This is a genomic window from Glutamicibacter sp. B1 (assembly GCF_039602135.1).
Lineage (GTDB): Bacteria > Actinomycetota > Actinomycetes > Actinomycetales > Micrococcaceae > Glutamicibacter > Glutamicibacter ectropisis.
The window spans coordinates 1,463,557-1,486,050 of sequence record NZ_CP125942.1; the positions used below are offsets into that span (position 1 = coordinate 1,463,557).

Consider the following 22,494-nt stretch of genomic DNA (forward strand, 5'->3'; position numbering starts at 1 on the left):
GGGGAAAAGAATCATGAATCGCATTAGTGTGATGAAACCATGGCTGGGACAAGCCGAGACCGACGCAGTCGCCGAGGTAATTGCCTCAGGATGGGTAGCGCAGGGGCCGCGGACCGCAGCTTTTGAAGAAGCTTTCGCCGCGCATCAACAGGTGGATTACGCGGTGGCAACCTCCAGTTGCACCACCGCCTTGCACCTGGCCTTGTTGGTTGCCGGGGTGGGAGCTGGGGATGATGTCATCGTGCCATCCTTCTCCTTCGTGGCTACCGCTAACGCACCGACTTATGTTGGTGCCCGTCCAGTGTTCGCGGATGTTGAGGAATTGACCGGGAACGTCACAGCGCAGACAGTCCGTGCGGTGCTGACTGAGAAAACTACTGCCATCATCGTGGTGGACCAGGGCGGTATGCCGCTGGATCTTCAGCCGTTGCGGGAGCTTTGTGATGAGTTGGATCTGGTCCTCATTGAAGACGCCGCCTGCGGCGCAGGATCAACTTATCGTGGAACTGCGGTAGGAGTCGGCGCGGACGTGTCCGCGTGGTCGTTCCATCCACGCAAGCTCTTGACCACTGGCGAAGGTGGCATGCTCACCACCAACAACCTGCAGTGGGCCCAACGCGCGCGTCAGTTACGTGAACATTCAATGGATGTCTCGGCTGCCGATCGTCACAACTCCACGTTGGCACCAGCTGAAAGCTATAAGGAAATTGGCTACAACTTCCGCATGACGGATTTGCAGGCTGCCCTTGGCCTAGTTCAGTTGGAGAAGCTGGACACCATGGTGGCTCGCCGCCGGGAACTTGCTGCACGCTACCAGAAGGCCTTTGCCGATGTTCCGGGACTGCGCTGTATTAGTGACCCAAGCTATGGGACAACGAACTACCAGTCCTTCTGGATAGAGGTAGGACCGGAGTATGCGCTGAATCGTGAGCAGCTCTTGGCCCAGCTGGCTAACGATGGCATTTCTGCCCGCCGCGGCATCATGGCTGCTCACCTGCAGCCAGCCTATGCTGGGCATTCAGGGATCATCAGCGATCTAAAAGTCACCGAAAGGCTCACCGCGAATACGTTGATTTTGCCGTTGTACCACGAGCTAGCGGAACAAGATCAAGAGCGCGTGATCTTCAGCGTCCTCTCGCCCGTATCAAGTGTTATTGGTGGTCATTAATATGGCTTCGATACTCTTGGTGGCCGCCAGCGGGCTAGCCCGCGAAACCTTAGCTTCCATTGAATCCACCGGGGATCACGAAGTGGTGGGCATGCTTGATGACAATCCATCACTGCACGGGAAGATGTTGGGGCAGGTGCCCGTCTTGGGCGGAATTGACCTGGCCCGTGAACGCGATGAGCAACTGTTGATTTGTGCTGGGAAGGGCCGGAGTCGAGATGCCATTGCCGCGCGGTTAGGCCTAGATGATTCTCGCTACGCCACCCACGTGCATTACTCGGCGTTTCTTGGCGCCGGAACACTATTGGGTGCCGGGTGCATCGTGTTGGCCGGATGCGTCGCTACCACTGCGGTGCGCATTGGCCGTCATGGGGTACTTATGCCGCATGCCCTGCTGACCCACGATGATTCGCTGGGGGACTACGTAACCTTAGCGGCTGGGGCCACCCTGGCAGGTGCCGTGAAGGTAGGACACCGGGCCTATATCGGATCAAATGCCACGGTACGCGAAAACCTGAGCTTGGGTGATGACACGGTGCTCGGCATGGGCTCAGCACTGTTAGAAGACATTCCTGCGGGGCAGACCTGGGTGGGCACTCCAGCGGCCATGCTCTACGCCTCAGTGCACACGGTATAGGAGCCAGCGATGACACCGCCTCAAGAACAAGCAGGAATTTCTGCCACGGCATTATCAGAGGAACCAACTTACCAAGACATTCCGTTAGTTGATCTCGCCGCGCAACAACGCGAAGTCCAAGGACAGGTTGATGCCGGATTAGGTCATATTTTCTCTCATACCGCATTTATTGGTGGGGAAGCAGTCACCCGATTTGAACAGGACTACGCTCAGTTCCTTTCCTCAGGACATTGCGTGGGCGTAGGTAATGGCACTGACGCCCTAGAGCTAGCTTTGCGTGCCTGCGGTATCGGAGCCGGCGATGAAGTGATCATCCCTGCCAATACCTTTATTGCTACGGCTGAAGCCATTAGCCTGACCGGAGCGCGCCCGGTTTTAGCGGATGTGGATCCCACATACTTACTGATTGACCCGGAAGCCGTAGCCACCGCGATCACAGCGAATACCCGGGCCATTATGCCAGTGCATCTATACGGGCAAACCGCCTTTGTTGAGCAGTTGACCCCACTCGCGCAATCCTGTGGAGCCGTGATCATTGAGGATGCTGCTCAAGCACAGGGCGCCACCCGCTTTGGACAGTCTGCGGGCACGCTGGGGGACATTGCTGGCACCAGTTTCTACCCGGGGAAAAATCTGGGAGCGGCTGGGGACGCTGGAGCGGTACTCACCAATGATGACCAACTCGCCACGCAAGTGCGGATGCTCGCTGCACACGGAAGCCGCAGCAAATACGTTCACGAACGTCTGGGGCGCAACTCCCGACTAGATGCCATCCAAGCGGTGGTGCTGAACGCCAAGCTAGAGCGGTTAGCGCATTGGAATGAGCTGCGCCGCCAAGCAGCCGCGCGTTATGAGGAACTGCTAACCGGGGTCGCAGGGGTCACCTTGCCGCAACAAGCCGCGGGCAATCAAGACATATGGCACCTGTATGTGGTGCAGGTAGAAGACCGCGACCGCGTGGTGGCGGAACTCAACGCTTCAGGTATTGGCGCGGGAATCCATTACCCGTATCCGGTGCACCTGACGCAAGCCTTCGCACACCTGGGATACAAGGCAGGAGATTTCCCTGTCACCGAGCACGCTGCCGGCAGGATCCTATCCCTACCGCTGTACCCGCACATCACCAGGGAACAACAGCTGCGAGTCGTCGATGAGCTGATGAGGGTCGTGCAGCAATGAGCGCCCGTCCCCTCAGACTGATCATCTGTCCGCATGAATTAGAAATGGGTGGCAGTCAGCTCAATGCGATTGAACTTGCCGCTCGGGCTCAGGACCGCGGCCACCAAGTCATAATTTTCGCGCCTCCAGGACCCTTGAGCACCCAGGTGGCGAATCTTGGATTGCAACATGTTCTCAGCCCTCCTGCCAATATGTTGTCGCGCAAATGGGTAAGGGCACTGAATCAGCTGTCGTTGAGCTGGAAGGCCGATCTGGTGCACACCTATGAATGGGCGCCCAGCCTCGCCGCGTTCTACGGAAGGTTTGTACGCCGAGATTTCCACTTGGTCATGACCATATTGTCCATGGACATTCCAGACTTCTTACCTCGTTCCGTCCCATTGATCGTTGGTACCGAACAGTTGCGAAGCCAAGTCGCACATCGACCGGGACCGGTGTACCTCATGGAACCGCCCATTGACACCGACGCCAATTCAATCCTCGCACTCGCCACCCAAACCCCAACGTTTAGGTCGAGTGAGGACCAGTTGCTGGTGTCCATGGTCTGTCGAGTGACCGATGAATTGGACAAGGCCTCCGGAATTATCCAAGCCATGAGCGTGGTTCAAAAACTGGCTACTACCCGTTCTGTGCGACTGGTTATTGCGGGGGACGGCGAAGCCATGGACAGGGTACGAGACGCCGCTAATGAGGCAAACCAAACGGCGGGAGCGGAAATTGTCGTGCTTCTTGGCAATATGCCGGACCCTCGCCAGCTGTATGCGCAATCCGATATTTGCTTGGGCATGGGAAGTTCAGCGCTCAAGGCACTTTCTTTCGGCAAACCTCTTATAGTGCAAGGTGCACAGGGGTACTGGAAGTTACTCGATGATAGAAGTCTTCCTGAATTCCTCGTGCAAGGATTCTATGGGGTAGGTGGCTCCGGTGAACTGGGCCTCGAACAACTAGTGGAACTGTTGTCCGGTGACCCAACACTGCGTACACGATTAGGTGCGTGGGGACGTGAACTCGCAGTCCAACGGTTCAGCCTAACGCGCGCGGCCGAAGACTTGGAAGAGATCTACCAGAGAGCGGGACAGACACCACCGAATCTGCTGGACGAAACTCGAAGCTTGGCCGAATCGACCTTCGACTATCTCAAGTTCCTTGCATCTCGGAAGCTCATTTCGCGAGGCACAACATGAGCCAGGTACCAGACTCTGATCAGAGAACCGGCGAAAACATCAATCTAGGTGACGGGATTCGTCGCGGGCTGCTGTGGAGCTCCCTGAATGCCTTCGTGCTCCGTGTCGGAAATTTTGCCATGGGGATCTTCCTTGCCCGGATTCTGGCACCCGAGCAGTTTGGTGTTTTTGCGATCGCGTTGACAGTGCAAGCGGTCCTGATGACCTTGGCCGACTTTGGGCTCAGTACAGACCTAATCCGCTCACCAAACTACAAAGCCATGGAACCTACGGTTGCAACCCTTGGTCTGGTGACCGGTGGTGCACTCTTCATTCTGATGTTTTTCTCGGCGCAGCCGACCGCCGATCTTTTGGGTAACCCCGATGCCGGACCGGTCATCGCTGTGATGTCCCTGTCCCTCTTCCTCGCTGGCCTGGGTGTGGTTCCCTACGCAAAATTGCAACGAGATTTCCAGCAAAAACGACTCTTTGGAATCAGCGCGCTCGACTTCATAGTGGTCAACACTATTACCATCGTGCTGGTCTTGCTGGGGTGGGGTGTCATGGCTCTGGCCGTGGGACGTATAGCTGCCCAGCTGTGTACTCTCATTGCCCAATTCGTACTTGCCGGAGTACGGCCCCACTTTGGCTTCGACAAGTCGCTAGCACCGGCAATTGTCCGTTTTGGACTGCCCGTAGCAGCAGCAAATATGCTTTCCTGGCTCTTACTGAATATCGACAACATTGCCATTTCACGTCTGGCTGGGCCGATTGCTTTGGGTTTTTATTACCTAGCTTTCAACGTCTCCAATTGGCCGATGAGCATGATTGGGCAGGTGGTGCGTTCACTGTCGCTGCCGGCATTCGCACGTGTCGTCGATGATGGCAAGGATAGGAGCCTAGGAGTAGCGGTGGGGCCGGTATGGGCGCTCGGGCTACTCGCAGGGGTGATGCTAGCCCTTCTAGCTGATCCGGTGGTGCGCCTAGTCTATGGTGATCGCTGGGCGCAATCAGCCCAGATCCTCATGGTATTGGGAGTCTTTGGCGCCTTTCGAATGCTCTTTGACCTTTTTGCGTCGTACCTGCTCGCCAAGGGGCAGTCTTCGACCGTGCTGGTAGTGCAACTGATCTGGTTGGTGACGCTCGGGCCGGCACTTTTCTTTTGGGTATCACGCGATGGCTCACTGGGGGCAGGCCTTGCCCATATGGCAGTAGCCCTCGTGGCAGTCATCCCGACATACTTCGTGGCGCTGCACTTCAGCCATACAGATATGGGATTGGTTGTACGCCAGCTTCTGATCCCTGTGCTGGCCGCAGTACCTACGGCCTTTGTCGCGTGGCTTGCCATGAATCTGGTGCAGGGGGACTTCTGGCGCCTGCTACTGGGCGGGCTGGTAGGTGGATTGGCTTATGTGTCGATGCTCTATGGCTGGTTCAGACGTTGCCTACGGTTACTGCGTGAACACGGTGAGAAGCCGAGAACTGTGCAACCAGATCTTCAGCCGCAGCCATCAGCTTCTGCTGTGGCCCTTCCCCTTGAAGGTGGAAAATAATGTTCATTAAAAACAGGCGGGGAAGGTTTTCCCCCGCACAACAGATAGTCGGTAAAGACCTGCCGACCGTGAGCGTAGTAATTCCGTGCTACAACTACGCGAACTTTCTTCCTGAAGCCGTCCTCAGCGTTATTTCTCAAGTCGGAGCGAATACTCAAGTAATTATCGTTGACGACGCCTCGACAGATAACAGTCTGTCGGTAGCGCAGAGCCTGGCAGCCGAGCACGCCGAGGTCGTGGTGTTGTCCAATGCCAGCAATCGCGGACCTGTACACACCTTTAACCATGGTTTGGAGCATGCCACGGGTGAATATCTTGTCCGTCTCGATGCCGATGACCTGCTGACACCCGGTTCTTTGCGCAGGGCAATCGATGTCTGCCAAGTACACCCCGAAGTAGGGCTGGTCTACGGTCACCCAGTACACTTCAGTGGCTCATCACGACCTGCCGCACGTCAGCAGGTGAAGGGATGGGCGCTCTGGTCTGGCATGGACTGGGTTGAAGAACGGTGCCGTGCCGGCGTGAACGTCATTACCTCACCTGAGGTACTGATGCGTATGTCGATAGTCCGACAAGTGGGTGGGCAACGGGACCTTCCGCATGGCCACGACATGGAAATGTGGCTTCGTATCGCCAGTGTCAGCGACGTTGCGTTTATCCGAGGCGCTGATCAAGCCTGGCATAGAGACCACGCCCAAAGTCTTTCGGCGCGCAAGGTCAACGATGCAGTTGATCTTGCTGAACGCGCCAAGGTCTTTGAAACGCTCTTTAGTTGGATGACTTCTCCTGCTGATCGCGTAGCGAAGATGCGTTCTCTGACGGATAAAGCGCTATTCGACGGAGGGCTGAAATCGCTTCGCGTCCAACTTCAACTCGGTGTACCTGACGTTCAAGGTTTTACCCAGATGATCAGTGTGGTTCAGGGGCTAAACCTCAACGAGAACCAACGTGCGGTGCTCGCATCGGTGCAGGCCGCATGGCAGGTGCCCCGTAATTCGATGCTCAAAGCGATACCGGTCTTCTTCCGTCGGGCAGGCCGGCGGATCATATGGGAATATCGCCAGCGACATTGGCGAAGCTTCGGCGTGTACTAGTAGCCAGACAGACATTGACATTTGGGGGAATGGAAAAATGATGCTGAAACAGGGGATACAACGGCTCAGAACTGTCGCCAAGAACGATGGTTTGGATGGGATCAAACGCCGGTTGGCGAGAAAAGTCGTTCAACGGATGAACACACGATGGAACTTGGCCGAGCTTGATTTTCCTTTGCGTCGTAGTGACGTTATTGACCTAAGTACATATGAGATAAACACAGCGGTGGCCAGCGAATCTGCTCGCTTAAAAATAGGTTGGGTGTGTATCCCGCCAACCATTGGTTCCGGCGGGCATACAACCTTCTTCCGCATGGTTCAATCCGTCATTGACGCAGGCCACGAATGCACGCTGGTACTTTATGACCGTGATAACGACGACGTAGCCCGGCATGAAGAGGCCTTGCGCACCGGCTGGCCTTGGCTGACCGCTGACATAGTGGGTGCCTCGCAGATCGACTCGAGCTATGACGCACTGATCGCCAGTTCTTGGCCCACCGCTCATGTGGTTGCTTCACGAGCACCACAAGAGATGAATTGCTTTTACTTCGTCCAGGATTTTGAACCCTATTTCTATCCTCGTGGATACCTATACCAGCTGGCTGAGGACAGCTACCGGCTAGGGTTTCACACTATTGCCCTCGGCGGCATGGTGGCCAGCGAACTGGAATCCAGTGCAGGGATCACCCCTGACGTCATTGTTCCTTTTGGTTGTGACCGAGAAACCTATTTCCGACGGACCAGGCCCGAGGGAACCCCGGATCGTTCGGGAGTCGTCTACTACGCGCGTAAGGACAATGACCGCAGAGGTTACCTCTTGGCCAAGGCGGTGCTGGAACGGTTCCACCAGCTGTGCCCCGAGCAACCAATACACCTCTATGGTGATGAAGTGAGCGGTTGGAATATCCCGATAGTAAACCACGGCAATCTCTCTCCCCAGCAGCTGAACGACCTGTATAACTCAACGATTGCTAGCTTGGCGATGTCCTTCACCAACATATCTCTGGTGGCCAGTGAGTTACTGGCCGCGGGCAATGTTCCGGTGCTCAATGAATCAGCCACCGCCCGGCAGGACGCTTCCTACGCAGTGTGGGCGCCACCCTCTCCCGAGGCACTAGCCCAAGCATTGCGCAGCGTAGTGCGGGCCCCGGATTTGGAACGACAAGCACAGCAGGCAGCTTCTCAGCTTCCGCAGAGTTGGTCGCACACGGCCAAGCTCACACTGCGGGAAATCGAAGATCACATTGCCCGAGTCGTGCCGCGTTCTGAGGGGTTGAAAGGCAGTGTCTCATGAGTCGCGGCAAGCTGAGCACCAGAATAATTCGCCCGGCGCTGCCCCTGCTGACGCTGATTGCTGTTGCTCTTTTGACGGCCTCCTGCAGCATGCTGACCTCAGGTGAAGCAGCGCCGGGCGTGGAAGTCTCGGGGCAGGAGCAGGAGTCCCAGCCTTCGGGCCCATTGAACCTGCCCACCGTGCCGTGGGAAGGCGGTGCCGACTATTGGAATGCATTCGAAAAAACTAGTGCTGCGGGCTGGTCGGATAGCTCGTTCTTCCCCATTGCGCTCTGGTTCAACGCTGTTTCAACTAACGAAGAAGTTCAGTACGACAAGTCATTGGGGTTTAACACCTATATCGGCATGGATCCGGCCACTCCTTACTCATTGTTTGCAGACAATGGAATGTACTGGGTGGGAAGCAAACTGAATGACACTTTTACGGATGAATCGACCAACTGGGTTGGAGAATTCCTCGGAGACGAAGTTGATGGCCGATTTGACGTGCCCAAAGGGCAACAGATGATGCAGGATGCTGCCGATTCAAATCGGGATTCGGGCCGGTTCGGATACACCAACTACACGCAAATCATCATGGCGCAATGGATGTCTGATCAGGATACGCAACAGTACGTTAATGGCTATTCGGATGTCGTTTCCCTTGACATGTATTGGTACACGGTACCCTTCTGTAGCCAGAGACCACTGGAACATGCGTATCTTTTCGAGTTAACAGAAAAGAATTGCCGCACTGCCTCCAGCTATGGGAAAACCATGGATGCCCTGCGTCATCGAGACAATGCTGATGGCAAACTTCAGCGCTTGTGGCAGTTTGTTGAAATCTATAACGGAGGCCCAGGCCAGGACGCTGACTACATTAGCGCTATAACTCCGGAACAGCTCAAGGGCGCAGTCATGAATTCACTGATTCATGAAGCTAGGGGAATCGTTTATTTTAACCAATCCCTGAGTGGTAAGTGCGTTGCCGGAGCGTTGGTCCGCCAATCACAAATAATCGATCACTACTGTGCAGCGCAACAGGTCGCGGCGGCGGGAGAGATCAACCGGCAGATTCAAAGCCTGGCGCAGGTGCTCAATACGCAGTCTTACGTCTTTGATTTCGGCCCGGGGCTGGACACCATGCTCAAGACTAGCGACGGTAGCGCCTATATCTTTGCGATGCTTGACGATACGTTGCAGACCGGTGAACGCAAGTTCACGCTGCCCGAACAACTGCGTGGTAAACCGATCGAAGTTGTTGACGAAGACAGGCAGATCACACCGGAAAGTGATGGCAGCTTTACAGATCACTTCGAAGCCGAATCTTCGTATCACATCTACAAGGTGCAGCTATGACTAACAATGTTGATCATGTGCTTTTGACTCGCTTTAATCTGCCTTCGCTAGGAGCAGAGAGTCACATTCGTGCTCAAGAAGGGTGGTTGCGTGACCGAGTGGAACTCTTTGAAAAATACTGTCTTCCGGCGGTCCGCGCTCAGAGCACAAGAAATTTTTCTTGGATTATCTACTTTGACCCACAGTCCCCGCAATGGCTGCAGTCCAAAATATCAGCGTGGGTTTTCGATGACGTATTCGTCCCAATTTTCCGTGAAGAGGTGAGCAGAGAAGACCTGTTTGAAGACCTGCACCGGGTATCGGGGGCTAAGAACGCACACCTGATGACGACAAATCTAGACAATGATGACGGCCTAGCCACGGACTTCGTAGAGCGGATACAAGCAATCGAAACAGAGCACTATCCGCAAGCTATTTACGTGAGCCAAGGGCTCATCTTGAAGGAGGAATCTCTTTACCTGAATACCGATGAACAAAATGCGTTCTGCACGGTCGTGGAGACTTGGGACAGTCCATTGACCTGTTGGGTTGACTGGCACAATAGGTTGGCGGATCATATGCCCATAACTGCGATTAATGGTGCGCCGGGTTGGCTGCAGGTTATTCACGGCCGAAATGTGAGTAATCGGGTCCACGGCCAACGAATTAGTCCTGACGGTTTCGTTGCGATCTTTGGGGAATTGATCGATGCGGCGACCGCGCCCCGACTGACGGAGCGTCTGCTGGAAAAGTGGTGGAGTACTCCACAGCGCCGAACGTATGAATTTGTACGTCGGAGTATCAAAGAAGTAATTCTCAAATTTGGGGGCAAAGCCGCACTTGATCGATTGAAGAATCTGATTCAACGAGTACGGAACTTTGCGTAGTCCTATGTCGACTGGGGGAGACAAAATGGGCATTCATGTATCTAGTACTGCCATATTCGGCAGCGATAAAAATCATCCAACATGGTCGGTGGATTAGATGTTTCTCCACGATCTTGGCCATGCACTATTGCGCCGCTGGTATCTGGTTATTGTTGGCATCTTAGCCACTGCCGCCGGTGTGTACGGTATTCAACAGTACATACCCATCACCTACAAAGCTGAGGCGAGCGTCGTCCTGGTTCCGCCAGAGACGGCTGTCATTGAAGGGGAAAACCCATATCTCTACATGGGTGGACTCGATCAAGCCATGAGCGTGCTGATAGTGCGGATGAACTCGGATTCAATTGCCCAAAAGATACTTCACGATGATCCGAATCTGACCTATAGCTTGGCCAAAGACGCAACCACCACGGGGCCGATTATCTTGATTGAAAGTGAAGCCCCAACAGGAGATGTTGCACTCGACATTGTCGACAAGCTTCTGAAATCCATGCCTCCAAATCTTGTGGCTATCCAAGATGCCTTGGGCGTACATGAGAACGCAAGAATTAGTGTCATGACTATTGTGCAGGATCACGAGGCAACCGAAGTGACCAAGAAGCAGATGCGCATGATGATTGCCGGTGCTGGCGGCGGAGTGGCTCTGACGTTGCTTTTTACTGGGTGGATCGATCAAATGCTCAACAAGCTCAAGGTGCGCCGCGCAGCAAAGAAAGCCAAGAAAAAGGGTCGACTAGCTGTTCAAGAGTCCTCGGAATCCATGGACATAAGCGACTCAGAGAATCCCGATGCTTCGCTGTCGAGCAAGTCTAATGCGGACAAACCAATCCTCAGGGAGCCAGTAACCACAGCCTTCACAGAGGACGATAAACACCACCGAATTTCGCACAATGCCCTGATTGATAGATAGGGGCAGCAAGGTGTCATCTGAAGTTCGCTTCCGGCCTCCTGCTCCAGATCTAGGGCAGACGCACCAATGGGATGCAGTCACCGTGCTTAAAGGGTTTGTCATTGTCCAGTACGTCATTCCTTCAGATCAGCGGATTGTTGCTCTGGGCGCGGCAGGTTCTCCTGCAATTCTTTATGCACTGGCGGCGGTACTCTGGTGGATCTGGCATAGAATTCGATATTCCGCTGGGTACAGACCCATCGAAGCCAGGCTTATACGCGCAGCCCTGTTTTGCTTTTTGGGAGCCATGGTAGTTTCCTACGCCGCGGCCAACATCATGTCCCTGCCGGTGTCTGAACTGAATATGGCCGATATGGGGCTACTAAAGTTCATCGCCTTGGTTGGCCTGGTATTGATTGCCTCCGATGGCATTCCTAGCACTGAACGGTTGATTAGCTTCGTGCGCTTTTTATGCGGAACTGGAGCGGCCTACGCCTCCCTTGGGCTCTTTCAATTCTTCACCGGCATCAGCGTTATCAACCTCTTCGTGGTGCCAGGATTACAGAGCATCGGTTCGTCTGGAGTCGACGAACGTGGTGGTTTCGTCCGTGCCGTCGCCACCGCAATGCACCCACTGGAATACGCCACTGTGCTGTCAATGCTCTTGCCCCTCTGCATTGCTGTTGCAGTTTATGATCGGCGTTCCTCCACGGTGGTGCGCTGGTATCCAGTGGTCACTATCGGCATATGCTCGGCGCTTTCGGTCAGCCGCTCGGCACTAATTGGCGCAGCGGCCGCGTTCCTGATCATGATTCCCACTTTGCCGCGTGCCTTGCGTAATTTCATGTTCGTCATTCTCGGTTTTGGGATGGTTGCCATGTATGTGGTTGTCCCTGGAATGGCCGGAACTATCATGGGACTTTTCGGCGGTGACGATACTAGTGTCAGTTCAAGGACCAGCGCGTACGGGACCGCCGTTGAATTTCTTAAAGTCTCGCCCATCTTTGGCCGAGGTTCAGGAACCTTCTTGCCCAACTACCACATCGTGGACAACCAATACTTGCTGATGTTGATTGAGACCGGAGTGGTTGGCCTAGGATGCTTCTTGCTGTTGCTCCTGATATGCATGGGCGCTGTGCTCAGTGGACGCAGAAAATTTGAAGGAACACTTCTCCGCGCACTCGGATTCTCGATATTCGCCGCGCTGGCAGCTGGTAGTTTGCTTTGCGCCTTCTTTGATTGTCTCGCGTTTCCGCAAGCAGGAAGCCTTGTGTTCCTCATGATCGGCTTAGCAGGCGCGTACGCGACGCTGGCCCAAAGACCGCTAAAGATCCCGCCAGGCGAGGTGATAATGCGATGAAAACAAACCTGCCTGATTTCTTGAGTCGAAGGTTTGCCCAAAGCCGCTATGTGCTGACCCGTCGCTGGTACCTAGCGGTACTAGCTATCTTGCTGATGATGCCAGGATTACTGTATGTACACAACGCAAGCGGCGTGTATTATTCCTCGGTTAATGTTCTTTTCCTTCCTCCGCCCAATGCGGTGGGAGGCGGAAATACACTCCGTGCTGAAGCAGGGAGCACGGTGCAATTCGCGGCACTTGTAGAACGCAAGTTTAATGAGGGCAGAGACACTCAAGATCTCCCTCAGCCCACGGATGCACATTTGTATGCCACGGGTGTCAAGCATGGAATCAGGGTTTACCTACCTAATGCTGGCGGACAATGGCAGACGAATTTCAACCGGGCCGAACTGCGTGTTGAAGTCGTTGGACTAAGCGAAACTGAAGTGCTGGATAACATGCGAACGACGCTTGATGCTCTGAGATCCCTTAGCCTCAAGCCACAAGTAGACATGGGAATTCTCGAAGAAGCGCGGATCACCACCGAAATGTCACCAGATCAACCAATGGCCGCCTACGCCTGGGTACGCAATAGCCGCGCAGAGATTGCCGTGGGCATGATTATCATCAGCGTCGCCTATGCGGCAGCGCACCTCGGTGATCTATTGATTAGCGCAGTCGGACGGAAGCGGGCAACGCGCAAGCGGCGACGGATGGAATTTCAAGCAGCCTCAGTGTCTGTCGACGCTTAGAAGTATTAGTTCCTCACCGAACGCGTACTAGCGCCAAGAACGAAGAACAGACTAAGCCGATTGTCGGCTTGAGTCGTCCCGCTCCCATAGTGCACCCTTCGAAGCAATGCGAGGTCTCTTCGTCACACGGGCCAAGACCACCAGACTGGCGTAAACCAGAGCGTCCCCAGCAGAGAGCGGTCCGGAGATTGTGGCCAGCAACTGCCGTACGGTGGAGCGGGTACTGTCCGCCGCCTGGTTGGCACGATCTAGTTCATTCTGGCCCCGGTAGTTGCGACGCAAAATAGCCAGTAAGGACTGTGTGGAGCGTGGAGTCTTCACCTGTACCGGCACCGAAGGCAGTACGGTTTTCTCTTCAGGAGTAAATTGCTGGTCAATGAATAAGTCATCGGCAGTCACGCTGGGGAATTCATCAAAACGGTTTCTTCCTTCATTGCTCAACCCGTAGGCTCCAGCGCCCCATAGTGCTTGATTGGTGTTGGGGATTTGTCGCCGGGCACGGTAGAAGGATTTGACTAGCCAAGAGGCGCCAGCAGTGTCATAGGCGAAGGCAGGACGTGCCGCCAGAACACCTGGCTTGGCTAAGTGCTCTAGAACCATACGCAAGGCGCTCGCCGTGATCTTGATATCTGCATCTAGGTACAAACGGGGGAACTCAGTGGCATGAGCGTCAGCCAAGTTCAGTGCCGCTACCTTGGAAGAGATGGCGGACTCAAGAACCTGAATTCCTTCGAAACTGCGAGCAATTTGTGCTGTGTCATCAGTACACCCATTACAAGAAACAATGACCTGAACCAATCCAGCACGGGCTAAGGGCTGTAATGGTTCTAAAGTTCGGGCAATGACAGCTGCTTCATTATGTGCCGGAATAATCACCGTGCCACACGGGAATTCTTGGGCATCATCTTGGCTATCAGAAGCTGCCGGCAATAAGTTCCAAGAAGATTCATTCACCAAGGTCTGCAGGATCCCGTAGCGCTCTTGCTTCCAACTGCGCAACACTTCATGACCAATGACCACAGAACGGAAATAGGCGGCAGCGCGGGCAGAGCGATGCTTACGGGCATAGCGGATCCGGTTCACCGCCATCAACGCCTCTAGCCGCACCGAGGACCCAGAACCGCCCATCTGATGGGTCATGTGTGCTTCAGGCTCATACCAAATGCTGGCCCCAGCTTCTCGGGCCCTTCTGAAGTAGTCAGTTTCCTCGGAGTACAAAAAGAACTGCTCATCCCATGCTCCGAGACGACGTTCTAGTGCTGATTCGATCAGCAGGGCGGCCCCTGTAGCCCAATCGATGCAATGTGGATGAGCATAACTTTCGGGGTTGTACTCGATTTCTGAACTCCAACCAGGCCGTTGAGAAAGGCGCTCGCCGAATAGCGCGTCGCCGGTAGCCCTCAGCAGACTCGGCTCGCGGCGTAACGAAGTATAGGTCTGCCCATTTGTTTCCAACAGTCGTGGGACGACGATGCCGGCATTGCTGTGCTGCATGCGTTGCAATAGACGGCGAATGGAACCAGGCGCCACTACCAAATCTGGGTTGAGTACCAGGACCGCAGTGCAATCTCCGGCCTGCTGGCGTGCCACGTTAATCCCGCCGGCATATCCCAAATTAGAACCAGTAGGAACGACAATGACGTCATCATGTTGCCGTAGCTGTTCCACGGTCGTGTCAGTTGACTGGTTATCGGCAATGATGACTCGAAGACGCAAGTCTTTGGCTTCGACACGCAAGCTGTCGATGAGTTGATCCACTGACTTGGCGTTGTTGTAGGTCACGGCAAGAACCGATATATCTGCAAATTCTCGGTCTGCGATGAAGCGCCCGTCGCCGCTAGGCTGGTGCTGGGATTCAGGTAGAGATGGCTCAGACAGAAGTCTTGTATCTATTTCTGTATCTGCATCTGATTCTGTTTCTATCAGCATGCTTCGGCGCTGCAGACTCACCAGTCCTGGAAGGTCATTCACGAGGTAGCGTTGCGCAAGCCGACGTGGCTCCAAAGCCAGTCGCCAAGCCCATTCCAACCCGTGCTCGGAAACCTGTTGTGGCGCACGCTGTACAGTCCCAGCCAAGAAATCAACCACGGCACCGAAAGCTAATAAGACGCTGGCACCAGTGAGGGAACCGTAAGATGCCATCCATAGCTCCTGACGGGGTTTGCCCAAACCGACCACGAGAATATCAGTGTGGCTTTCTCGGATCTGCTCGGCCAAGAGCAATGATCGTTCCTCGTCTTCTATGTCCTCGCGTTCAGGAGCCCAGAATCCTGAGACCTTCAGCCGCGTGCGATTTTGTGCCAGTTGCGCGGCTAGGTCAGCTTGAATGCTAGGTTGCCCACCGAGGAAGCCCACCCTTAATCCGTGGTGTTCGGCTTCATCTAATAGCGGGCCAATGAGATCACTTCCCGCCAAGCGTGGCCATCGTTGACCGGAGAGTTGTTTGACGCGTTCAACCAAGGGCGCACCGTCCAACAGATTCAACCATTTCATCGCTGGAACGTTTGATGTCTCGGACAGGCAACTCAAAGACCTGGTGGGATGCAATGAGTCTCCGAGGGTGTCGTGCCAACAACTCCCATGGCCGAATTGCACGATGTGGTCTAGATTCACCGATACCACCGATAGTGCCGCCGGCCTAAGCGACGGTTCTTTTTTAGCTTGTAGGGCATGGTCGATAATGCGAGTAACTGTTGTGTCTTGAGCGAGTAAATCCACGACGATTCCCGCGAGGTTGGCATGTTGTGTTGTTACAGTCATGATCATCCTTGAATGTCTTGTGAAGGCCACGGCGCAACATGCATCAAGAGGTGTTGCGCGGGCAAGAGCAGAGAGATATCTGGAGAAGTAGAGGTCGCTACGCTGAAGCAGGAGACAAAAAGGCGTTGCCCAGGTTCTCGTAACGTTCACCGGTGGCGGGGCACTGCCAGCAGCCGTCCTTGTACTCAAGGCGTCGGCCTGCGGTTCCTACCCAGCCGATTTGGCGTGCGGGGACTCCGGCCATCAGAGCGTGTGCGGGGACGTCGCGATTGACCACGGCACCAGCTGCCACCATGGCCCACGGACCAATGTTCACCGGGGCAATGCAGACGGCGCGTGCTCCAATGGATGCTCCCTGTCCGATGTTCACTGCGACAGCGTCCCAGTCTTCATCGTTTTTGCGACTGCCATCTGGATTGACGGCGCGGGGAAACAGATCATTGGTCAATACGGCGGCTGGGCCGATGAAAACTCCATCGTCAAGGCGGGCCGGTTCATAAACCAGTGCGTAGTTTTGTATCTTGCAGTTCTTTCCCAAGATGACACCGGGACCGATGTAGGCACCTCTGCCGATATTGCAGTTCTCGCCAAGGACTGCTCCCTCGCGGATTTGAGCCAGATGCCAGATACTGCTGTCTTTGCCTATGTCCGCTGTTGATGCGACATCGGCGGTACGTTCAATGCGAGTCATGAAATTTCCCCCAAGGTTCCGGTCCGCGAAGAACCGTGTGGGGTTCGGCCCCCAATGCCGTACCCCTTTCAAAAAGCATAGAATCCCAATTGAGGGCGGGAAATTGATCAGCGCAGAACGAGAGTAATCAGAGGGAAAACAGTCTTAGAAAGCACGTAGATCTGAGGTAGTAGATCTTGCGTACCGCGCTTTACTCTTCAAGAGGCCGGGTATGGGTCAGGGGAAAATATGAGTGCCAGTTTCAGGTTCAGAAACGTATCTGTATCCCGTGAGTGGTGAGCGTGAACGTTTAACTGTGGCGTTTCAACGGATAATTCTTTAGAACATACTCAGCTATGGCCATCGCTGACGTGGCTGCAGGGGAGGGCGCATTGCGTAGTAAGGTGACCGGGCCTACTTGGTCGATTGCGAAGTCATCAAGCAGCGATCCGTCTTTACTCCATGCCTGGGCGCGCACTCCAGCCCTCCCTTTAGCAGCCAAATCTGAAGAACGCAGTTGCGGTAGATAACCCTGGGCTTGTTTCAGGTAGAGAGGTTTGAACAGGGACGCCGCAATTTCGGTCAGGCCCATCTTCCAATATTTGATGAGGAGCGAAGTGGCCCCCGGCCACCGTAATGAATCGAACGTGTCTTTGGCAGAGATAGTTTTCCAGTCATAGCCCTCGCGCGCGAGTGCAGGTACGGCATTGGGCCCTACATGAACGTCGCCATCGACTCCGCGAGTGAAGTGCACTCCAAGGAAAGGAAAATTGGGGTCGGGTACTGGATAGATCATCCCCTTGACCATGGCAGCAGAATCTTGACTCATGACCCAATATTCTCCGCGGAAGGGGAGGATCTTAGGGGAAGGATCCGCTCCAACCATTTGGGCAATGACGTCGGATTGCAGACCCGCACAGACGATCATTTCAGAGAAAGTATGTGTACCCTGGCTGGTGTTCACTTGACAGGTGTCTGTGTTGATTTTGATTGCCGAGACCTCGGAGTTGAGGAGTATTTTTCCTCCTGCATCGGTGACTTCTTCCGCCATTTTCTTGGTGATGGCGCGGTAGTCCACAGAAGCGGTGCGGGGTGAATGCAAAGCAGCAATGCCATTGACGTGTGGTTCTATGCTTAGTAACTCTTCACGGTTTAGTCGCGATAGTCCTGGGACCTGATTGATTCTGGCTCGTTCTTCCATGGCGTTGAGCCGTCCTAGTTGGCTTTCATCAAGAGCTACGACAACTTTGCCTAATTCTTGATAAGGCAACTGATGTTCCTGACAGTACTCACGGGTTAGCGCCCTGCCCTTGGCACATAGCTCGGCCTTGAGTGAACCTGGCTGGTAATAAAGTCCAGCGTGAACCACTCCGGAATTTCGACCAGTTTGATGGCTTGCTAGGTTGCTTTCCTTTTCTAGCACGGTAACCCGGTATCCGGTCTGCAATGTGATTGCGCGTGCAATGGCTATTCCAAGAATCCCGCCGCCAATGATGCCGATATGTTGTTCCATGAATCCCCATTTAGAACTTCAAGCTACTATCCCGCGTACTCGCGTTGGCTTCAAGAGCGATCGTAGCGACCAGACGAGTCGAGGTCTATGGGGTGGGCGTACATGAGAAGGAACCACAGTCAGGGGAGCCCTAAGTGCTGACGGAGCTAATGGTTACGCAAGGCCTGTCACATTTTATGTAATAAGTGAAAGTTTTCACAAAGTAGGGTTTTCTCTGCGTAACATGCGTGATTTCGCACCAAAACGGGGGATACATAGGGTTACGCTTGATTCAACGGCAGTCGTTAAAAGCTGCCTACTTGCAAGCATCAGCCCAATGAAATCGCAAAGGTGCCACACCCGTGTCTGACATTAAGCCCATCGTACTTTTGGCCGAGCAACTCTCCCCAGCAACGGTTGCTGCTCTCGGTCCCGACTTTGAAATTCGTCAGACTGACGGCGCTGACCGCGCTCAGCTTCTCGAAGCCATCGCCGATGTAGATGCAATCTTGGTCCGCTCTGCCACTCAGGTAGATGCAGAAGCCATCGCAGCAGCAAAGAACCTGAAGGTTATTGCCCGCGCAGGCGTAGGCCTGGACAACGTTGACATCAAGGCAGCCACCCAGGCCGGCGTGATGGTAGTCAACGCTCCAACCTCAAACATCATCTCCGCTGCAGAATTGACCGTCGGCCACATCGTTTCGCTGGCCCGCCGAATCCCAGCAGCTAATGCTTCGCTGAAGAACGGCGAATGGAAGCGTAGCTCCTTCACCGGTGTTGAACTCTTTGAAAAGAAGGCCGGCATCATCGGTCTTGGCCGCATCGGTGCCCTAGTAGCAGCTCGTCTGCAGGGCTTCGGCATGGAAATTGTTGCCTATGACCCTTACATCACCCCAGCTCGTGCGGCTCAGCTGGGTGTCACCCTATTGAGCTTGGATGAACTGTTGGCTGAAGCTGACTTCATCACCATCCACATGCCAAAGACCCCAGAAACTCTGGGCATGCTGGGTAAGGACGCTTTCTCCAAGATGAAGGACACTGCCTACGTTGTGAACGTAGCTCGTGGTGGCTTGGTTGATGAAGCCGCTCTGTATGAAGCATTGAAGAACAAGGAAATTGCTGGCGCTGGTATTGACGTATTCGTCAAGGAACCAAGCACCGATCTTCCATTCTTCGAATTCGACAACGTCACCGTGACCCCTCACCTGGGTGCATCGACCGATGAAGCTCAGGAAAAGGCGGGCGTATCTGTCGCTAAGTCGGTTCGCCTGGCATTGTCAGGTGAACTGGTGCCAGATGCAGTCAACGTTGCCGGTGGCGTCATTGATGAGAACGTCCGCCCAGGTATCCCACTGATTGAAAAGCTGGGTCGAATCTTCAACGCACTGGCTGTTGGATCATTGACCAGCATTGACGTTGAAGTTGCCGGTGAAATTGCAGAGCTAGATGTCAAGGCCCTGGAACTTTCCGCACTCAAGGGTGTCTTCATGGATGTTGTCTCGGAGCAGGTCTCCTACGTCAACGCTCCGGTACTGGCAGAGCAGCGTGGCGTTGCAACCCGTTTGATCACCACCACCGATTCACCTGAGTACCGCAACCAGCTGACCATCAAGGGTTCCAGCAACGAGGGTGCTCAGCTTGCAGTAGCCGGTACCCTGACCGGTCCAAAGCAGATTGAAAAGCTCGTTGGCATCAACGGTCACGAAATTGAAATCCCAATTTCTGATCACATGATCGTTGTTCGTTACGCAGACCGTCCAGGCGTAGTTGGTTCCCTGGGTAACGTGCTGGGGGAGCAGGGCGTGAACATCGCCGGTATGCAGGTTTCCCGTGACGAGAAGAAGTCCGAAGCTCTGGCAGTCATCAACATCGATTCGGCACTTCCACACGGCGTGCTGGACGTTGTGGGTGCGGCTATCGGTGCTAGCGTGGCTCGCGAGATCAACCTGGAAGACTAACAAGCAAGATCTCGTAAAAGCTGTCTATTCCGTATGCAAGTCAATAGGTTTAAACTAGCAATTTGAAATTCCCACAATGGGACCACGAGGGTATGGCTCCGATATTTATCGGAGCCGTACCCTTCCGCGTTGGTAGATCCCGATTCGTGCGCTTACGTGGATGTAGGCGCCTTTACCTGATACTGACGTGTGAAGAGATCTGACAACTGCTGGCAAGGGGACAGATCTGTCTCTAACGGGACAAATGCTGTCCGGCAGAAGCACTGAAAGCGTTTTTATACCGAAGCGGTAGCAATAGTGCGTGTAATGAATGGTACCTATAAACGTTTGCGAATGACGCCGTCAGCCGGACAAAGATCTGAAGATCAACCATCGCAGTTGTAAATCTGTGCTGCTGATGCTACCAACAGCAGTCGACACCGTTGCGCACCAGCACCCGTAGATGAATGGGGCAGGTCTAATGCGGAGAGCGACCTATATCAAGCTGAGTCGTTCTAGGATTGGCTCGTAACAATTTGCCTGCCTCCGGACGATTTTCGCTTCTCCTCGATCTGGAGCCAACGTAACCACGACGAGAAGCCGATCGAATGCAAGTGCCGACGAGCTCAGAATGAACTCTAATAACCGCGCAACAGGTTCACGAGAGAATTTCGCACGCCAGGCCGACTCCTGATAGCGCTCACCGAAACACTACCCGATTCTTGCTGCCTAACTATCTGATACGCGCACAGGTACTTCCAAGTAGGACTGCTGTATAAAATGCTACGCCCAAAGGAGAACATCACTGCAACTGTGCTCGTGAGACGTAGAAAGTGCCGGATCGTGATCAATCGGAAAGTGCAGCCGTAACTGTTGCTGACAGTGGAATCTTTGGGTTGGTGTGCGAACTATTTTTACCAATAAAATAAGGCAAGTACACCGCAATACGCAGACTGCAGAATTCGGTCTATGATACGAACCAAATAGATTTTAGAAAGCCGGTTCACCAGAGCTCTGGATTCTTAGACTTTGCATTCGTCGAGTCTTCGAGACTGGTGGGGATCATTCTTCTGAAGATGCGAAGGTGACTATAACACCAGATTGAATACAATCGTCTGATACTTCGTCGATGTTTTCCGTTGTTACAAGCTAAAGTACTTCTTGCTCAGCAGATAGAATGTATGAGTGAAGTGATTCACGTGACGATCATTAATATTTCAGTATTAACCTTATGTCTTCGAAACTTCTTAAGCTTAATTTAGTTCCAGATGTTGAATCGAAGGTCATTCCGAGTCGCTGTTGGCGGTCGGTTATCGAGTTCTTGGGGAGGACGCTTTGCGTATCGGTTTGGTCGGGTTCTTCGGTTGGGGCAATTTCGGCGACGAATTATTCTTCAATATTTGGCGTGAAGCATTAAGCCAACACGAGATTACGCGCATGAATGATTTGATCGAGAAACCATATTTTACGAAGTCTGCTGTTTCAAAGGCTTCATCGGTCGACGCCATCCTAATTGGTGGAGGTGACTTGATTAGAATTGAATCAATTTCGCCTTTGTATTGGAATGGCGCTTGGACTGCCAAGCCGATTGTGGTGTCTGGTATAGGGGTAGCTGAAGAATCGAACTTGACTCGACCTGATGTCATACCTCGCCTGCAAAAGTTCTTTAGCTCAACCAACGTTCTCTCATTAAGCGCACGTGATGAACGGAGCACTGAATGGATAACTGAAAAACTCAACCCCAAAGTACCCGTCCGAACAGTTCCTGATCTAGTGTTTGCGGATTATGTTGCGCTTAAAGGGCGAACTCAGAGTTTCAATGCCGTGCCTAGGATCGGATTTGTACTCAATAAGAGTCAGATAACACAATCAGATTTGCGATTGTGGGATCGGCTCTCAACTGCCCACGCCAGTGGGAAGATTAATGCGACATTAATGGTGCTGGCAACTGGGGAACAACGGGAAAGGGAGCTTGATAATCTTCGGCGGAACGGTTTAAGAGAATACGCTGAGCTGTTCTGCGACACGACACAGATGCTTGATCGTCTACGTGGATTAGATCTAGTAATTAGTGCAAAGTTCCACGCGCTTGTAGTTGCTGCGAAGTATGGGATTCCATATATCTCTCTGAGGGAAACTTCGAAATCTATTGCTTTGACTAGGTATTCCCCGTCTACCGTAATTCCCCTGGAGATTATGGAAGTGATGGATCCAGTTTTCCGTGGGATCGGTTCGGCAACGGCTGCGTCTGTATTTACGAAAGAGCATATCAGAGATATGGCTAACGCTGAGATTTCGCATTTATCCGGAATAATTAATACAATTCATCAATTAAAAAGATCGTAAATAATCTTAAAAGGA

Annotated in this window: 17 protein-coding genes; 14 read left to right on the plus strand and 3 right to left on the minus strand. The window is 53.6% G+C overall.

What is annotated here, in order from left to right:
* The first annotated feature begins 13 nt into the window (after window positions 1-13).
* From QMQ05_RS06830 to QMQ05_RS06885, 12 genes are all read left to right on the plus strand, one after another.
* Window positions 14-1,168 (plus strand): DegT/DnrJ/EryC1/StrS family aminotransferase, encoded by a 1,155-nt coding sequence (locus QMQ05_RS06830; RefSeq protein WP_345474083.1) that lies wholly within the window; start codon window positions 14-16, stop codon window positions 1,166-1,168.
* A gap of 1 nt (window position 1,169) precedes the next feature.
* The gene (locus QMQ05_RS06835) at window positions 1,170-1,805 is read left to right on the plus strand and encodes a NeuD/PglB/VioB family sugar acetyltransferase (RefSeq protein WP_345474086.1); all 636 of its coding nucleotides are present in this window, start codon (window positions 1,170-1,172) and stop codon (window positions 1,803-1,805) included.
* Window positions 1,806-1,814: 9 nt separating this feature from the next.
* Window positions 1,815-2,984, plus strand: a complete 1,170-nt coding sequence (locus QMQ05_RS06840) for a DegT/DnrJ/EryC1/StrS family aminotransferase (RefSeq protein ID WP_345474088.1) — start codon at window positions 1,815-1,817, stop codon at window positions 2,982-2,984.
* Window positions 2,981-4,168, plus strand: coding sequence for a glycosyltransferase family 4 protein (locus QMQ05_RS06845; RefSeq protein ID WP_345474090.1), 1,188 nt, complete (start codon window positions 2,981-2,983; stop codon window positions 4,166-4,168). Before QMQ05_RS06840 ends, QMQ05_RS06845 begins: the two co-directional genes overlap by 4 nt.
* Entirely contained in the window at window positions 4,165-5,700 is a 1,536-nt protein-coding gene (locus QMQ05_RS06850; RefSeq protein ID WP_345474092.1) for a lipopolysaccharide biosynthesis protein, read from the plus strand. The genes QMQ05_RS06845 and QMQ05_RS06850 overlap by 4 nt, the downstream gene beginning before the upstream one ends.
* Window positions 5,701-5,768: 68 nt before the next feature.
* The gene (locus QMQ05_RS06855) at window positions 5,769-6,794 is read left to right on the plus strand and encodes a glycosyltransferase family 2 protein (protein ID WP_345474094.1); all 1,026 of its coding nucleotides are present in this window, start codon (window positions 5,769-5,771) and stop codon (window positions 6,792-6,794) included.
* A gap of 37 nt (window positions 6,795-6,831) precedes the next feature.
* Window positions 6,832-8,088, plus strand: a complete 1,257-nt coding sequence (locus QMQ05_RS06860; protein ID WP_345474096.1) for a glycosyltransferase family 1 protein — start codon at window positions 6,832-6,834, stop codon at window positions 8,086-8,088.
* A complete protein-coding gene (locus tag QMQ05_RS06865; protein WP_345474098.1) occupies window positions 8,085-9,425 on the plus strand; it encodes a hypothetical protein in 1,341 nt (446 codons plus the stop codon). The genes QMQ05_RS06860 and QMQ05_RS06865 overlap by 4 nt, the downstream gene beginning before the upstream one ends.
* Complete coding sequence (locus QMQ05_RS06870) at window positions 9,422-10,291, plus strand: glycosyltransferase (RefSeq protein WP_345474100.1); 870 nt, start codon at window positions 9,422-9,424, stop codon at window positions 10,289-10,291. Before QMQ05_RS06865 ends, QMQ05_RS06870 begins: the two co-directional genes overlap by 4 nt.
* Before the next feature lie 97 nt (window positions 10,292-10,388).
* Window positions 10,389-11,201: a hypothetical protein gene (locus QMQ05_RS06875; RefSeq protein ID WP_345474102.1), complete on the plus strand. Its 813-nt coding sequence runs from the start codon at window positions 10,389-10,391 to the stop codon at window positions 11,199-11,201.
* A gap of 10 nt (window positions 11,202-11,211) precedes the next feature.
* Entirely contained in the window at window positions 11,212-12,540 is a 1,329-nt protein-coding gene (locus QMQ05_RS06880) for an O-antigen ligase family protein (RefSeq protein ID WP_345474104.1), read from the plus strand.
* Window positions 12,537-13,274, plus strand: a complete 738-nt coding sequence (locus QMQ05_RS06885) for a hypothetical protein (protein ID WP_345474105.1) — start codon at window positions 12,537-12,539, stop codon at window positions 13,272-13,274. Before QMQ05_RS06880 ends, QMQ05_RS06885 begins: the two co-directional genes overlap by 4 nt.
* Before the next feature lie 51 nt (window positions 13,275-13,325).
* Here the strand turns inward: QMQ05_RS06885 and QMQ05_RS06890 are convergent, their stop codons facing one another.
* The 3 genes from QMQ05_RS06890 to lhgO all read right to left on the minus strand — a co-directional run bounded on the left by QMQ05_RS06890 (window position 13,326) and on the right by lhgO (window position 18,217).
* Window positions 13,326-16,034 carry a WecB/TagA/CpsF family glycosyltransferase gene (locus QMQ05_RS06890; protein ID WP_345474107.1) on the minus strand — a complete coding sequence of 903 codons (2,709 nt, stop codon included), beginning with the start codon at window positions 16,032-16,034 and terminating at the stop codon, window positions 13,326-13,328.
* A 97-nt stretch (window positions 16,035-16,131) separates the two neighbouring features.
* Complete coding sequence (locus QMQ05_RS06895) at window positions 16,132-16,725, minus strand: acyltransferase (protein WP_345474109.1); 594 nt, start codon at window positions 16,723-16,725, stop codon at window positions 16,132-16,134.
* 289 nt (window positions 16,726-17,014) lie between these two features.
* Complete coding sequence (lhgO, locus tag QMQ05_RS06900; RefSeq protein WP_345474111.1) at window positions 17,015-18,217, minus strand: L-2-hydroxyglutarate oxidase; 1,203 nt, start codon at window positions 18,215-18,217, stop codon at window positions 17,015-17,017.
* 341 nt (window positions 18,218-18,558) lie between these two features.
* Here lhgO and serA point away from each other — a divergent pair, with 341 nt between their 5' ends.
* Together serA and QMQ05_RS06910 are read left to right on the plus strand one after the other, a co-directional pair.
* A complete protein-coding gene (gene serA / locus QMQ05_RS06905) occupies window positions 18,559-20,154 on the plus strand; it encodes a phosphoglycerate dehydrogenase (RefSeq protein ID WP_345474113.1) in 1,596 nt (531 codons plus the stop codon).
* 1,314 nt (window positions 20,155-21,468) lie between these two features.
* Window positions 21,469-22,479 carry a polysaccharide pyruvyl transferase family protein gene (locus QMQ05_RS06910; protein ID WP_345474115.1) on the plus strand — a complete coding sequence of 337 codons (1,011 nt, stop codon included), beginning with the start codon at window positions 21,469-21,471 and terminating at the stop codon, window positions 22,477-22,479.
* Window positions 22,480-22,494 lie beyond the last annotated feature (15 nt).